This window comes from Flavobacterium indicum GPTSA100-9 = DSM 17447 (assembly GCF_000455605.1).
GTDB lineage: Bacteria > Bacteroidota > Bacteroidia > Flavobacteriales > Flavobacteriaceae > Flavobacterium > Flavobacterium indicum.
The window spans coordinates 1,874,136-1,888,991 of the sequence record NC_017025.1 but is presented as its reverse complement, the minus strand read 5'-3'; the positions used below and the strand labels follow the sequence as shown (position 1 = coordinate 1,888,991).

General features: G+C 33.1%; 15 protein-coding genes. 4 read left to right on the top strand and 11 right to left on the bottom strand.

Annotated features, from left to right (window positions below):
• Positions 1-23: 23 nt before the first annotated feature.
• The 4 genes from gldG to KQS_RS08745 form a co-directional block, all read right to left on the bottom strand.
• Positions 24-1,706: a gliding motility-associated ABC transporter substrate-binding protein GldG gene (gene gldG, locus KQS_RS08760; protein ID WP_014388827.1), complete on the bottom strand. Its 1,683-nt coding sequence runs from the start codon at positions 1,704-1,706 to the stop codon at positions 24-26.
• Entirely contained in the window at positions 1,706-2,431 is a 726-nt protein-coding gene (gene gldF / locus KQS_RS08755) for a gliding motility-associated ABC transporter permease subunit GldF (protein WP_014388826.1), read from the bottom strand. Before gldF ends, gldG begins: the two co-directional genes overlap by 1 nt.
• Positions 2,432-2,539: 108 nt before the next feature.
• Positions 2,540-2,836 carry a putative quinol monooxygenase gene (locus tag KQS_RS08750; protein WP_014388825.1) on the bottom strand — a complete coding sequence of 99 codons (297 nt, stop codon included), beginning with the start codon at positions 2,834-2,836 and terminating at the stop codon, positions 2,540-2,542.
• Between the two features lie 46 nt (positions 2,837-2,882).
• On the bottom strand, positions 2,883-3,710 hold the full coding sequence (locus KQS_RS08745; RefSeq protein WP_014388824.1) for an SAM hydrolase/SAM-dependent halogenase family protein: 828 nt from the start codon (positions 3,708-3,710) through the stop codon (positions 2,883-2,885).
• A gap of 107 nt (positions 3,711-3,817) precedes the next feature.
• Between KQS_RS08745 and KQS_RS08740 the strand changes: the two genes are divergently transcribed.
• The 3 genes from KQS_RS08740 (at position 3,818) to KQS_RS08730 (ending at position 8,136) form a co-directional block, all read left to right on the top strand.
• Complete coding sequence (locus KQS_RS08740; protein ID WP_014388823.1) at positions 3,818-4,768, top strand: PhoH family protein; 951 nt, start codon at positions 3,818-3,820, stop codon at positions 4,766-4,768.
• On the top strand, positions 4,768-7,113 hold the full coding sequence (locus KQS_RS08735; RefSeq protein ID WP_014388822.1) for a S9 family peptidase: 2,346 nt from the start codon (positions 4,768-4,770) through the stop codon (positions 7,111-7,113). Before KQS_RS08740 ends, KQS_RS08735 begins: the two co-directional genes overlap by 1 nt.
• 69 nt (positions 7,114-7,182) lie before the next feature.
• Positions 7,183-8,136 carry a phosphoribosylaminoimidazolesuccinocarboxamide synthase gene (locus KQS_RS08730; RefSeq protein WP_041252275.1) on the top strand — a complete coding sequence of 318 codons (954 nt, stop codon included), beginning with the start codon at positions 7,183-7,185 and terminating at the stop codon, positions 8,134-8,136.
• Between the two features lie 99 nt (positions 8,137-8,235).
• Here KQS_RS08730 and KQS_RS08725 read toward each other — a convergent pair whose 3' ends face one another.
• From KQS_RS08725 to KQS_RS08690, 7 genes are all read right to left on the bottom strand, one after another.
• Entirely contained in the window at positions 8,236-8,910 is a 675-nt protein-coding gene (locus KQS_RS08725; protein ID WP_014388820.1) for a hypothetical protein, read from the bottom strand.
• Between the two features lie 224 nt (positions 8,911-9,134).
• A complete protein-coding gene (locus tag KQS_RS08720) occupies positions 9,135-9,770 on the bottom strand; it encodes a hypothetical protein (protein WP_041252065.1) in 636 nt (211 codons plus the stop codon).
• Between the two features lie 147 nt (positions 9,771-9,917).
• Entirely contained in the window at positions 9,918-10,403 is a 486-nt protein-coding gene (locus tag KQS_RS08715) for a hypothetical protein (RefSeq protein ID WP_014388818.1), read from the bottom strand.
• Positions 10,404-10,577: 174 nt separating this feature from the next.
• Positions 10,578-10,949 carry a hypothetical protein gene (locus KQS_RS08710; RefSeq protein ID WP_014388817.1) on the bottom strand — a complete coding sequence of 124 codons (372 nt, stop codon included), beginning with the start codon at positions 10,947-10,949 and terminating at the stop codon, positions 10,578-10,580.
• Positions 10,946-11,527: a hypothetical protein gene (locus tag KQS_RS08705; RefSeq protein ID WP_014388816.1), complete on the bottom strand. Its 582-nt coding sequence runs from the start codon at positions 11,525-11,527 to the stop codon at positions 10,946-10,948. The genes KQS_RS08710 and KQS_RS08705 overlap by 4 nt, the downstream gene beginning before the upstream one ends.
• A gap of 378 nt (positions 11,528-11,905) precedes the next feature.
• A complete protein-coding gene (locus tag KQS_RS08695) occupies positions 11,906-12,622 on the bottom strand; it encodes a tRNA threonylcarbamoyladenosine dehydratase (RefSeq protein ID WP_014388815.1) in 717 nt (238 codons plus the stop codon).
• 214 nt (positions 12,623-12,836) lie between these two features.
• Positions 12,837-13,481 (bottom strand): TatD family hydrolase, encoded by a 645-nt coding sequence (locus KQS_RS08690; protein WP_014388814.1) that lies wholly within the window; start codon positions 13,479-13,481, stop codon positions 12,837-12,839.
• Between the two features lie 86 nt (positions 13,482-13,567).
• Here KQS_RS08690 and KQS_RS08685 point away from each other — a divergent pair, with 86 nt between their 5' ends.
• Positions 13,568-14,794 carry an MDR family MFS transporter gene (locus KQS_RS08685; protein WP_014388813.1) on the top strand — a complete coding sequence of 409 codons (1,227 nt, stop codon included), beginning with the start codon at positions 13,568-13,570 and terminating at the stop codon, positions 14,792-14,794.
• Positions 14,795-14,856: the final 62 nt, after the last annotated feature.

Genomic DNA, 14,856 nt, shown 5'->3' with positions numbered 1-14,856 from the left:
TCTGAAAAAATAGTTATTAACATCTATTTGCTGTATTTTTTCTTTCTTAAATAGGTAAATACAAATCCGAATGCGGCTAAGATAACTATTGGTAATGCAACAGTTAGCATTTGAGTAAAGGTATAATTGTCATATACTTTTTGCTTGTCTAGCATAGGCAAACGAATTTCTTTACTTCTAATGTTAATAAGTCCGGTATCATCTAACAAGTAATTTACACTGTTTAGCATAAATTCTTTGTTTCCAAACATTAAATTCGTCCATTTATCAAAACCTAATTCCAACGGCATTCCTCTATCTAATTGGTTTTTAATAACATCTCCATCCGAAATAACAATCATTTTCGTAGGTGCACTGTGGTCTTTGTAATCGGCTTCTTTAAAAGGTAAAACCCGATTTTTATACATAGACGTAAATGAACCTTCTAATAAAACGGCTAAAGGAATAAATCCGCCATTTGTATAGTCTTTTGGAGACGTTTCTTCGGTAACCATTCCTAAATTAATTGGGAAAGGCAATCCAATGGTTTTAGAAAATTGAGAACTTTCTAATAGAACTGTTTTTTTAACCCCTCCATTAAGCAATTCAATAGGAGAAGCAAATTCAAATTTCACGCCTTCAATGTTTTTAGCAATGGGATGGGTTGACGTAGAATAAACAAAAGGAGAAAAACGCCATGGATATTGTTCTTTTTGGGATTCACTTCCTTGATTTCCTGAGTATAAAACAATCGGAGCACCTTGTTCGTCTTTGATGATTTGTGGGTTAATTCTCAATCCGTATTTAAAGAACATATCGGTTAAATTCAAATCACGATTCACGGCTAAAGTACTTCCCGAAGCGTTGTATAAACTGTCCAATTCCGCTTGTACCGGTTCTACCAACCATAAAGTTTTACCCCCTTTCATGATGAATTGATCCAACACTTGTTTTTCTTCATCAGAGAATTTCTCCGTAGGTTTAGCAATAATCGCTAAGTCGTATTCTTTTAAGGCTTTTAGTGTTTCATTCGGTTGTTTGGCAACCGAATCTAATGTGATGGGTCCGATGTAATAATTCTCACGTACCGATTTTAAGAAATCAGCAATAAACATATCTTCCAGCTCACCATTACCTTTAATAACTGCAATTTTCTTTTGCTTTTCTTTGGATACTTTATTAATGGCGTCTGCAAACGCATATTCTAAATGTTGCACGGAACTCACCACTTTTTGTTCCGTAGAAGCCCCCATCATGTTTTTCAACAGTTGTACTTTAGCACCTTTGTCGCCATAATTCGCCAAGGCCCATGGGAAAACCACTTCTTGGGTTTGTTTTCCTTTTTCTTCTAAAGTTACGTTAATTGGTAACATACCTTTGTCGTAGAACTTTTTCATGGTAGCTACGCGTTCTTCTTCTTTTTCAATCGGATTGACAAATTGAAAAGTGATGTTGGAGTTGTAGGCACTAAATTCTTCTAACAACTGTCGTGTTTCGGCTTGTAGTTTTTTGAATTCACCAGGGAAATTACCTTCTAAAAACACATCAATGATTAAAGGACTGTCCACGCCATCAATAATGTTTTTGGTCGTTTCAGATAAGGTATAGCGTTGGTCTTGCGTTAAATCAAAACGTTTGTAAATATAATGGCTAGCGAAGTTTAAAAGGAATAATCCAGCCGCTAAAAGTCCTAATTGTTTTAAATTATTTTTCTTTGACTGTTTCATTATGCTTTTAAAGATTTTAATTGATATACTGTAGCGGCCATAAACAATACGGTAATACTAATAAAATATACAATATCACGGGTGTCAATTACCCCGCGGCTCATACTTTTAAAGTGAAAATCCATTCCAAATGAAGCTACAAATGAATTGAAGTTTCCAAATAAATTGGCCAATCCATCAAACCCAAAATAGAAAAAGAAACACAAAAATACGGCTACAATAAACGCCACAATTTGATTGTCTGATAAGGTTGAAGTAAATATTCCAATAGCGGTATAACCTGCAATTAAAAACAATAATCCAAAATACGAACCAATGGTACTTCCGTAATCAAATTCACTTTGTGCTAAGGTAAAATCAGAAATAATAAACACATATACTAAAGTAGGAATAATGGCAATGATGATTAATAAAAATGCCCCAAAGAATTTACCGTTTACAATTTCCCATAAACTCAAAGGTTTGGTAAAAAGGATTTCTAAAGTTCCTTGTTTTTTCTCATCCGAAAAACTTTTCATGGTTACCGCCGGAATTAAGAAAATTAAAATCCAAGGCGCCAATTTGAAAAACGGACTCATATCGGCAAACCCCGAGTTAAGTATATTGAATTCGCCTTCAAAAACCCAAAGAAATAGTCCGTTTAACAACAGGAAAATAGCAATCACTAAATACCCTATTGGAGAACCAAAGAATGATTTTATTTCACGTAATAAAAGTGCTTTCATTTAGTAAAGTATAATTTGCGTAAAAGTATAAAAAAGATTCATATAAGTTGGTGTTTACAACCAGACGATTCGTTATAAAAATCTTAAATTCAACATGGAGGTAAAAAATTAGTCTAACGTAACCAATTTATCTACACTCCAAGCCTCTGGTTTGTCGCTAAACAAAGCTTTGGTAAAGGCCCAAACTTCTTTGAATAAATCGGAATTTCTATAGTTTTCCAAGCTTTCTTCTTTATCCCAATAACTGTAGGTAAAAAATATTCTTGGGTCCTCTTTATCACGATACAATTCTAAGAATTGATTGCCTTCAAATCCTCTAATGTGATTTTTTACTTCGTGAAAATTTTCTAAAAACGCCTCAATTTTATCCTCTTGAAAACGCATTTTAACGATTCGTACAAACATAGTTTTTCTTTAAGTCTACTACTTCAATTTAATTAATTCTTTCTTTCTATTCAAATTCAACCGTTACCACATCTCTAAAACGAAGACCTAAAAGCGAAGAAGCAGAACCAATTGATTCGGGATTACTTTTGTAAATGGCGATTTCTAAAAATCCGGCTTCATTGAAGATGGCTAAAGCATTTCCTTCGTGAGATTTCAATGAAATTTGGTCGTTTTTCTTAAAATCGGTATAGCTTTTCCTGATTTTATCAATTTTTTTATTGAAAAATCGAAGGCTTGCATTTCTTCCTTTTGCTAGTTCTTCTACTTGTTTTTGAGAAATATTGGTCACACAATTTCCAAAATCATCAATATACACCACATTACCTTTGATGAATTGTTGGTTTTCATCTACAATTACATTCAAACGATACAATTGTTTCACTTCCTCAATTTCTTTTCCAATAACGGTTAAGGCGCCACCTTTAGCCAAATGTGCCGCTACAGCAGCAAAAACATCCAAATCACTAGAGCCATTGGGAATGCGGTCGTGAATGTTAATTTGAACCATTTTATCTGCCTTCATTTTACTCGTTAAATGTCCAAAAACCCCATTATCTGCCCCAATAAAATAATGTCCGTCATACAACAGTGCCACATGATTCGTGTCTTGTGTTTGGGCCGCATCTACTGCCATAACATGTACTGTACCTTTTGGAAAATGATGGTACGAAACCTCTAGCAGATAACTGGCATCAAAAATATTGAATTTGGAAACGAAGTGCGAAATGTCAACGATGTTCACTTCTGGGAATTGGGAATAGATTTTACCTTTTAAAATCCCAACATAATGGTCTTTTAATCCAAAATCAGAAATAAGCGTAATTATTGACATCGTATTGTTTATAACTTCTTTTAAAACGAAACTTTGTTTTTGTTATATTTGAGTGATACAAAACTACTCTTTTTTTTATAGATATAAAACAATTAAAATTATTGCCTTTGAACGAAAGAATTATTGAATTAGAAAACATTGCACCTAAAGAGTTTTGGGGCGCACATGATAGTCACTTAGAATCGATAAAAAAATACTATCCTAAATTAAAAATTGTGGCACGCGGAACCACGTTAAAAGCTTTTGGTGAAGAAGAAATATTAGATGAATTTGAAACCCGTTTCCGTCGATTAATGACGCATTTTTCTCGATTTAATCAAATTGACGATAATGTAATTATGCGTGTTATTGAAGGCGATGCCCAACAAACAGGTGTAATGGATTCCAAAGATGAAATTTTGGTTCATGGTCTAGGAGGTAAATTAATCAAAGCCATGACGCCGAATCAACAAAAATTAGTTGAATATGTGCGTAAAAACGATATGGTGTTTGCAGTGGGGCCTGCGGGTACAGGGAAAACCTATACTGGTGTGGCTTTAGCCGTAAAAGCATTAAAAGAAAAACAAGTTAAACGAATCATTTTAACCAGACCTGCCGTTGAAGCAGGGGAGAACTTAGGTTTTTTACCGGGTGATATGAAAGAAAAATTAGATCCGTATATGCAACCATTATATGATGCGTTACGCGACATGATTCCGCCACAAACACTTGAAGATTATATTTTAAAAGGAATTATTCAAATTGCTCCGTTGGCTTTCATGCGTGGGCGTACGCTCGATAATGCTTTTGTGATTTTAGATGAAGCTCAAAATACCACCCATTCGCAAATGAAAATGTTCTTAACGCGTATGGGAAAAAATGCCAAATTCATAATCACCGGTGATCCCGGTCAGGTGGATTTACCAAGACGAACCATTTCAGGGTTAAAAGAAGCTTTATTGGTGTTAAAAGATGTGGACGGAATTGGAATTATTTATTTAGATGATAAAGATATTGTGCGTCACCGTTTAGTGAAGAAAATTATTGATGCATATAAAAGTATAGAGAATCAAGATTAATGAAAAAGTTTTGTTTAGTTGCTTTTGTAGTAGCTCAATCGTTCTGGGGTCAAAGTCAACAATTAAAGTTAGAAGATATCATGAAAGGTGATGCCTTTGTTGGGTTTCAACCTGAAAATCACCGATGGTCGGTTGATGGTGAAAAAGTTTATTTTGAATGGAATCCGAATAAAGAGTGGGGGAACAGTACTTATTTCTGGAAAAAGGGAATGAAAAAACCCGAGTTGGCTTCCAATGAAGAAGCGTATTTTTCGAAAATGCGTTTTCAAAAAGGATGGGATGCCACTACCTTTTATTATTTGGATAAAGGAATTTTGTTTTCTTACGATAGTAAATCTAAAGTAAAAAAGAAACTCTTTCAACACCCAGATGGAATAGCAAGTTTTGTTCTAGGTATTGAAAAAGGTGTGTTTTTTTTAGAGCAAAAAGGCAATTTTATTCAGTTCAATAGTAAAGAAGGAAGCGTATTGCAATTGACTAATTTCTTTAAAATTAAAGAGCCCAAAAAAGAAGAGGCGTCGACTTCATTTTTAAAAGACCAACAAAAAGAGTTGTTTCAATACATCAACGACCAAGAAGCAAAAAAAATATGGCAGGAAAGTAAAACGAAAGACTTGCCTAAATTAGCACCAAAACCACAGTATTTCAATAAGTTACAATTGGTGAATTGGGCGATACATCCAAAAGGTAAATTCGTTACTTTTTCTTCTTATAAAGAACCAGAAGTAGCGGCAGAAAAGATGGAAGTTTTTATTACGGCCGATGGCTATAATGCTTCGCGTGATACTAAGGAGAAGGTTTCTACCGAAAATATTTTTGAAATGAAATATGGAATTTACAATGTAGCTAAAGATACCTTGTATTATATGGATTTTTCAAAATTATCGGGGGTAACCAAATTTCCCGAATACTATAAGGAATATGAGAACTTAAAACAGGAAAAAGAGAAGGTTAAAGAATTGTATATAGACGAAACCTTGTTTAATGAAACAGGAACGTATGCTGTACTTTCTTTAAGAAGTATGGACAATAAAGACCGATGGCTGATTTCTGTTGATTTATCCAATAATACTTTTACTGAAATTGATCACCAGCACGACGAAGCTTGGATTGCCGGGCCGGGCATCCCTTCGTATTCGTTTTCAAATGGAACGTTAGGTTTTTTAGGTGATAACGAAACGGTTTATTTTCAATCGGAAAAGACAGGCTATTCGCATTTGTATACCTATCAGTTGTCAACTAAAACGAGTAAAGCCTTGACTTCAGGGAATTGGGAAGTACGCCAAGTTGTGTTATCGGCAGATAAAAAAAACTTTTACATCTCAGCAAATAAAAACCATCCAGGTAACCGAGAATTCTATAAATTGGCAATTGCAGAAGGTAAGCTTCAACCTATCTTGACTCAAGACGGAGCGCATGAAGTTAAATTGAGTCCCAATGAACAATCCCTTGTAGTTCGTTATTCGTATAAAAACCAACCGTGGGATTTGTATTGGAGTTCCAATGTAACGAATGCCAAATTACAACCGATTACACAATCACAATCAGCAGAATTTAAGCAATACAATTGGAGAACTCCTGAGGTAATTTCCTTTAAAGCACAAGATGGAAAAGACGTGTATGCGCGAATTTACCAACCCAAAGCGGAAGTAAAAAATGGAGCAGCAGTTATTTTTGTTCATGGAGCGGGTTATTTGCAAAATGCACATAACTTTTGGAGTAACTATGTGAGAGAATATATGTTCCATAATTTATTAGCTGATAAAGGTTATACTGTCTTAGATATTGATTATCGTGCGAGTGATGGGTATGGAAGAGACCACAGAACGGGAATTTACCGATTCATGGGTGGAAAAGATTTGTCGGATCAAATTGATGGTAAAAAGCTATTGGTTTCTAATTACGGAATTGATTCGAAACGAGTTGGAATTTATGGTGGTTCGTATGGCGGATTCATTACCTTAATGGCTCTATTGACTCAACCCGACGAATTTAAGGCCGGAGCAGCCTTGCGTTCGGTAACCGATTGGGCACATTACAACCATGGCTATACAGGTAATATTTTGAATTTCCCTGAAACCGATCCGGAGGCGTATAAAAAAAGTTCTCCTATTTATTATGCTGAAAACTTAAAAGGAAATTTATTGATGTTGCACGGTATGGTCGACGACAATGTGGAATATAAAGATATTGTTCGATTGAGTCAACGCTTCATTGAATTAGGGAAAAAGAATTGGAGTTTGGCTTCGTATCCTATAGAAGCCCATGGGTTTAAAGAAACTTATTCGTGGATTGATGAATACGGACGCATTTTAGAACATTTTGAAACGTATTTAAAAAAATAATATAAAATAAGTTAAGGGTTGCAATTCTCTAAAAAGAGGCTACCTTTGCAAAAACAACAACAACACAACATAATGAATACAATTACGACGACCCAATTCAATTTCACTGGTCAAAAATCCGTTTATAGAGGAAAAGTTCGCGAAGTATACAACATCAATGACGATTTATTGGTAATGATTGCTACTGATCGTTTGTCGGCTTTTGATGTGGTGATGCCTAAAGGAATTCCCTATAAAGGTCAAATCTTAAACCAAATTGCCACTCGTTTCATGCAATTAACGGAAGATATTGTTCCGAATTGGTTAATCGCAACACCCGATCCAAACGTGGCAGTCGGACATTTATGTACGCCTTTTAAAGTGGAAATGGTGATTCGTGGTTATGTTTCTGGGCATGCCGCACGTGAATATGCTGCTGGTAAACGTGTATTATGTGGTGTTACACTTCCTGAAGGATTAAAAGAAAACGATAAATTCCCTACGCCAATCATTACGCCAACGACTAAAGCAGACAATGGGGAACATGATATGGATATTTCAAGAGAAGATATCTTAGCCAAAGGGATTGTTTCTGAAGAAGATTATAGTGTATTAGAAAATTATACGAGAGCGTTATTCCAACGTGGAACCGAAATTGCCGCTTCAAGAGGCTTGATTTTAGTAGATACGAAATATGAATTTGGTAAAACTAAAGACGGAAAAATCGTGTTGATTGACGAAATTCATACACCGGATTCTTCGCGCTATTTTTATGCTGAAGGCTACCAAGAAAGACAAGATAGAGGAGAAGCACAAAAGCAATTGTCTAAAGAATTTGTACGTCAATGGTTAATTGCTAACGGATTCCAAGGTAAAGAAGGACAACAAATCCCTGAAATGACCGACGAATACATTGCAACGGTTTCTGAACGTTACATAGAATTATACGAAAACATCATTGGTGAAGCTTTTGTGAAAAGTGACATCACGAATATAGAAGCCCGCATTTTAGAAAATGTAGAAAACTATTTAAAGAATAGATAAAATAAAAAGCCTAACGTGAGTTAGGCTTTTTTGTTTAATTATTTTGATAAATTATTTTTTTAAATGATTGTATTACAGTTGCTGTTGTTATGCTATGTGTTATTTTTCTTCTAAATTATCAATTGACATTTGGAAGTATTTCGATGAATCATCTTTACTTTCAATTCCATAAGAATATAAACCAAAACCTTTTACATAATATGATTTTTTGTTTAACGTTTCATTTCCATATTCAATTCCATTTTTTTTATAAAGAGTTTTAATTTTTGTTTCAGTTACAAGTGCTTTATGTTCTAAACCATCAATATTTATTATTGTATCGTATAGAAATTTTTCTTCTTGATCGACCAAAACCTCTCTATACTTACCATTATATAAAATCTTGGAAATCCTTTTCCCTAGTTCGCTTCCATCATCAATTATTTTGTTTTCGATGATTTTACCTTTAAGTATTTCATATTGTGTTTTATAAAGTAGATTAAAATTATAGATTTCTAATAATCCACCTTTAAGAGTTGTTTTGATAGAGTCTGTTTTAATGCCATTGCAATACTCTGATTTTACCAGAAATTGCTCTTTTGAATTATTTATAATACTTAAATTAACAACTGAATTTTTTTTATGAAGTGAGCCAACTCTATAATAGTTGAATTGTTTTCCATTTCCAATATTTTCAATTGGATAAAGATATTCGATTGGAATAAAATTTTCCTTTTCTTTTTTGCTACAACTTAACAATACAAAAAATAATATGTAAATAAAATAATTTCTCATAATTGGTTCTTTGTAGAGTTTCTTTACATGTTGTATAATGTTCCCAGGCTTAGCGAGGTGGCGAAATTTGGAATCTATTATTTTATTTCATCCGTTCGCCTTTCAGCCTCCGGGCTATCAAAGATAAAATTTCTTGCGGAAAATAAACAAGAATTTACGACAAATTCATACACGAGTGAAGCAAATGCTAGAGGAATCATGCCAAAGGCCTGTTGTGTTCATTTTTATTTCCACTGCTTGTTTTTTAAATTCGTTTTTTTATGAATATAATTGGTATTTAGTATAAGTTTATTTCCTTTTACTACGATTTTGTAATCAGTCAGAAATTCTGGAATTGCATTAATGTTTAAATCTTTTATCAAAATTTCTATATCATTATAATTCGAGTTATCAATTTTGATTGTTTCATTTTGTCCTAAAAACTTGTAATGAACATTTTTTAAAGATTTAGTTTCAAATTCAGCAATTCCATACTCATTCGTCGCAATTCCAGATACTTTGTCATTAATTTCTACACTTGCAAATCCAAGAGCACCATTTTTGTCAGATATCTTTATTCTAACCTTTCCATTTAAATCTGGATTTATTTTTCCTTTATAGGTTGTTTTTAAAATTTCTGGTTGGTTATATGTATTTAAAACAATTGTATCATTCGAAATAGTATTCCAAGTACCTTTTATAACATTTCCGCCACCAACATCCATAAAAATGAAGTACTCAAAAGTATTGTCTGCTTTTAATTCTATTTGAGTGCAAGCAAAGTAACTTTTTCTGCACTTTCCATATAAACCAACAAATGATTTATTCGTTGTACACGAACTTAAAAAAGTTAATAATAAAATCAGTTTAATATATTTCACGATTTGTTTTTCAAAATGACGCACAACCTTACAGCGATTAGTTCAGTAGCGGCTGTGTGAATGATTGTTTCTTGCCAAGTTAAGATTTTCCAGCGGAAAATCGAAAGTGATTTTAAAAGTAAAAGTTGCTATTGTGTCAAACCGTTGTTAGGGACAGTTTTTAATATAATCGTTGAAAGTGAAATATCTTTCTATATTTCCATTAGAATCAATTTTAATGTATTTGTTTTGGTTGTTGATTAATTCCGATAAGATTTTGTCTTGATATTCAATAGGAGCAGCTTTTTTGATTAATTCAAATGTCATTTCTTTAGAATCTAAAGTAAAACAACATTCACCATCATCATGAGTAGATAATTTTCCGATTCCAATAATTTCAATTTCACACTGAATTATATCAATGTAATCTCCGTTTTCTAAAAAATTAACGAATTCCACAATACTTTCAAGTTTAGGAATGTCATTTTCTGTTGCGAATCCAATTTTTTTATAGTTTGTTGCTCCAAATTCCTCAAACTTTATTTTTAAATTTTTGTCAAGCAATTTTATTCCATCCAAAGTTGAAAACTCACCAAAATATATTTCATATTTATTGTCTTTTTTGGTGAGCAAATATACTTTTGGGTGTTTCATAATCATATTTGTGTTTCGTAGAGTAAAATTCCCTATAACGTTTCGCTGCTAGCCGATTGTGGCGATTCTAGCGAACTGCGTACTGTCTGCTAAGATAAACTTTTTACATGAAAAAAGAAGTACAACTCAAGAAAAACCAGCCATAGCGGCTAACAGCTGTTAGCGGTAGTATTTTTAAAAAGGTAAATCTTTATTTTTGTCTTTTCCAACAATTTTCGGACTATCTAATTCATCAAAAATTGTCTTCAATGTTTCATCAACCTTATAATAGCTGTTTTTTGCAAGTAAATAAACTTCATAAAGAGTTTTATAATCCTCTTCATTAACGTTGAAAAAATCTCTTTCAATTATTTCTCCATTTTCATTTAAAATTGCTAAGTCAACAAAGAAACCTTGTCCGTCTTCCCAATTGTCAGTAACAATAGCTCCTTTCTGCAACTCTAATTTAAATTCAGTATCTCGACTTGTTTTTGTCCAAATAGCTTGACCTGATTCAGTTTTCTTTTTGAGCTTGTCAATTAATATTTTAATATTTTCTGATATCATTTTACTTCAAATTTAAGTTTGTTTTCGAATTCAGTTATAGTTGTTGATAATTCTTCTAAATTACTGTTCAATTTAGAGAAATTTAGTCCTTTTTTCCTTCCTATTAAAAAATCATTTAAATTATTAATGTCTATGCTAATATCGGTAATGTTTTGATTATAAATGTTAGTTTCTGTATAAATATTTAATTCAGAATTATATTTTATTTGAATTAATATAGACTTTAAATCTTTCATTCTAATGAGCGCAACTTCATGTTTGCCATTTATATTTGAAGTCTGAATTTCTTGAATAATCTTAATTGCTTTTGAAAGTTCAGAAATTGAGAGTAATTGATTTATTTTATTTAGAGAATTTTCGACAGCGATTTTTGTCTGTTCGTTTGTTAATTTCAAACTGATGATTTGTATGTAAGCAATCCATAATCCAAAAATTGATGCAAATGTTCCAAATAGTGTAAAGAAGTTTACAATTGTTTTGTCTTTATCTTCTAAGGAAAACATAAATAATGATACAATTATTACGGTTCCTATGATAAAGTAAAGTATTGTTTTCTTCTGATTTTCTGTTAATTTCATCTATTTATACTTTGGTTGTCTAAATATTACCGCTAACTAGTTTATATGCGAAATAAATCCATCCCTTTTGTTCTAAATCAGTAAGATAAACGATGATTTGTAATTTATTTTGCTTCACATTATCCCAAAAATACAAAAAAAACAAACAAAAAATTATTTCTTGTAGTAAATTATTAACAAAGATTTCAATATCAATTTCAACTACAATGTCAATGTCAATTGCAATTTCAAAAGCAATAGTAAATTCAATAACTAACGAGCATAAAAAAGCCTGAAGTAGTTCTAATCCAGGCTTGTTTTTATTTTTAGATGGGTTTCAAGTTTCGACTTTCAACTTTTAACTTTCGACTTTCGACTTTCGACTTTCGACTGCTTACATTACTTACGTAACAACTCTTTCACTACAGTTTCGGCTGCGTGTAAACCAAATAGGGCAGGCATCCAACTGTTGGTACCGTAGAATGATTTTTTAAAGTTGGTGCCGTCCGTAGTTTTTAAACTGGTTTCATCAGGATGTTCCAACGAGTATACGGCTTTTACACCACTAGAAATACCTTCTTTCTTTAAACGCTTGCGTATGTTTTTAGCTAACGGACAAACTTCGGTTTTACTAATGTCGCGCACCACAATTTTTTGAGACAATAATTTGCCTCCTGCGCCCATATTACTAATTACCTTCACCTTTTTGCGTTTGGCTGCTACAATCAGGTTTAATTTAGGTGTAATGCTGTCAATACAGTCCAAAACGTAATCAAACTCAGGGGTAACAATTTCAATAGCACGTTCAGGGGATAAAAACTCTTCTACACGCGTCAAATTCAATTCTGGGTTAATATCCATTAAACGATCACCTACAATTTTTACTTTTGGTTGCCCCACCGTACTGTGTAACGCAGGTAATTGACGGTTAATATTGGTAATGTCAACAATATCGCCATCAACTATCGTCATGTTGCCCACGCCAGCACGTGCTAAAAATTCAGCCGCAAACGAACCTACACCACCTAATCCAACAACCAATACTTTTGCGTTTCTTAATTTCTCTAATCCTTCCGGCTTGAATAATAATTCAGCTCTTTCTTGCCACTTTGCCATTTTTCATCTTATTAGTAATTAGTAACTAGTGAATGTTAATTAGTTTTGTTTTTCTAATATCAATCACAGGTTCCTAAATAATTTTTCTATTTTCTTTAAACTTCAACATCCAACATCCAACATCTAACATCCAACATCCAACATCTAACATCCAACATCTAACATCCAACATCTAACATCCAACATCTAACATCCAACATCTAACATCCAGCATTTAACTAAACACTCGAACATAATTCTCCCAAACAATCGCTTGCATTTCTTCTACAGATATGTTTTTGCATTGTGCTGCAAAAGTATAAACTTCTTCCAAACTTTCCGCAATTGTATCCGTTTCTAAAAATATTTTTTCATTTGGAATTTGAGCAAATACTTCTCGTAAATCAGGGTTACGTAATAAGTATTTTCCAAACGACAAATAGAAATCCTGCTTCAATAATTGTTTGGCAACTTGTTCATTTTTTGAAAACCCATGAATGATAAAAGGGCAGGTGAGACCACTGTTTTTTTTGCTCGAAATGACTTCATCAAACGAAGCGACACAGTGCAAGATGACCGGCTTCGAAAACGACTTGTTGAGGTCTAATTGTGCCTCAAAAACCGCTATTTGGCTACTATAGATTTTTTCTATACGTTTATCTAATCCACACTCTCCCAATGCAATACATTCATTTGTTGAAAGTTTTGATTTAATTATTTTTAAATCTTCCTCTAAACGACTTTCTTCTAAATACCAAGGGTGAATTCCGATAGAATAAGTCGAAAATCCTTCCTGAAAATCGTGCGGATATTGATTGACGATTTCAATTGTGTTGGATAAATTTCTAGAAGTATGTGTGTGTAAATTGACGTATTTCATAGGGTCGGATTTTTAACAAAAATATATAATTTTTAATTGATGATAAGTTGCCTTGGCTTTTGTAAATTTGTAACTCAAACTATACTATGATTTTAAAAGCACTACAAGCCTATTTGAACAACTTTAGAGGGTTCTCTAGAGAAATCTGGATTCTTACCTTAATTACCTTTATCAACCGCGCAGGAACGATGGTTTTACCGTTCTTGTCGAAGTATTTGCATGAAGATTTGCATTTTTCATTGTCGCAAGTGGGGACTATTATGGTGTTTTTTGGTATCGGATCAATGTTGGGCTCTTGGCTAGGTGGAAAATTATCCGACACGATTGGTTTTTATAAAATCATGATATTTAGCTTGTTGACTAGTGGCGTGTTGTTTTTTGCTTTGCAATACGTAACCTCGTTTGAGGGTATGTGCATCAGTATGTTTGTGATCATGACCATTGCCGATATGTTCCGACCTGCTATGTTCGTTTCGTTAGGTGCGTATGCGAAACCTGAGAACCGAACTCGAGCGTTAACTTTGGTGCGATTGGCGATTAATTTAGGTTTTGCTGCGGGTCCCGCCTTAGGTGGTTTAATCATTATGAATATCGGTTACAAAGGACTTTTTTGGGTAGACGGAACTACCTGTATTATAGCTATTTTGATATTCTGGCTTAAAGTAAAGGAGAAAAAGAAATCGACCTATCAAGATACCGAACATCCGGGTGAAATTTTAGTTGATTCGGTGTTTAAAGATAAAGTGTATTGGATCTTTTTAGTTTCGACATTGATTGTTGGAATCATGTTTTTTCAATTGTTTACAACCGTGCCTGTGTACCATAAAATGCAATTTAATTTAACCGAATTACAAACCGGTTTATTGTTGACCTTAAATGGGGTTTTGGTTTTTTTCTTAGAAATGCCGATTGTGAATTATATTGAAAAAAATAAAGTCGATAAAATCAAAGTCATCATTTTTGGATGTTTGTTCATGACCATTAGTGTCTTTTTATTGCTTATCAATTTTTGGTCGGGCGTTCTTGTGGTTATGATGTTGTTCATGACCTTTGCTGAAATGTTTTCTTTTCCGTTTTCCAATAGTTTTGCTATGAGTCGCGCTCCAAAACACCATCAGGGAAGGTATATGGCTATTTTTACAATGACCTATAGTTTGGCACATATAGTAAGTGCTAAAGTCGGATTTACAATAGTAGAATGGTATGGTTATCAAGCCAATTGGATGTTTATGGGTGTACTTGGAATCATTGGCACTTTATTAGGGATTTGGGTGCTTAAATTGGTCGACAACGAATTCAAACTAAAAAATTAGTTGAAAAACTATAAAAATAGTTTGTTAACTAAAAATATAGTTGTATGTTTGTATAACTAAAA

Coding starts and splice junctions, on each gene's coding strand:
- gldG (WP_014388827.1), bottom strand. CDS start 1,706: ATGAAACAGTCAAAGAAAAATAATTTAAAACAATTAGGACTTTTAGCG.
- gldF (WP_014388826.1), bottom strand. CDS start 2,431: ATGAAAGCACTTTTATTACGTGAAATAAAATCATTCTTTGGTTCTCCA.
- KQS_RS08750 (WP_014388825.1), bottom strand. CDS start 2,836: ATGTTTGTACGAATCGTTAAAATGCGTTTTCAAGAGGATAAAATTGAG.
- KQS_RS08745 (WP_014388824.1), bottom strand. CDS start 3,710: ATGTCAATAATTACGCTTATTTCTGATTTTGGATTAAAAGACCATTAT.
- KQS_RS08735 (WP_014388822.1), top strand. CDS start 4,768: ATGAAAAAGTTTTGTTTAGTTGCTTTTGTAGTAGCTCAATCGTTCTGG.
- KQS_RS08725 (WP_014388820.1), bottom strand. CDS start 8,910: ATGAGAAATTATTTTATTTACATATTATTTTTTGTATTGTTAAGTTGT.
- KQS_RS08715 (WP_014388818.1), bottom strand. CDS start 10,403: ATGAAACACCCAAAAGTATATTTGCTCACCAAAAAAGACAATAAATAT.
- KQS_RS08710 (WP_014388817.1), bottom strand. CDS start 10,949: ATGATATCAGAAAATATTAAAATATTAATTGACAAGCTCAAAAAGAAA.
- KQS_RS08705 (WP_014388816.1), bottom strand. CDS start 11,527: ATGAAATTAACAGAAAATCAGAAGAAAACAATACTTTACTTTATCATA.
- KQS_RS08695 (WP_014388815.1), bottom strand. CDS start 12,622: ATGGCAAAGTGGCAAGAAAGAGCTGAATTATTATTCAAGCCGGAAGGA.
- KQS_RS08690 (WP_014388814.1), bottom strand. CDS start 13,481: ATGAAATACGTCAATTTACACACACATACTTCTAGAAATTTATCCAAC.
- KQS_RS08685 (WP_014388813.1), top strand. CDS start 13,568: ATGATTTTAAAAGCACTACAAGCCTATTTGAACAACTTTAGAGGGTTC.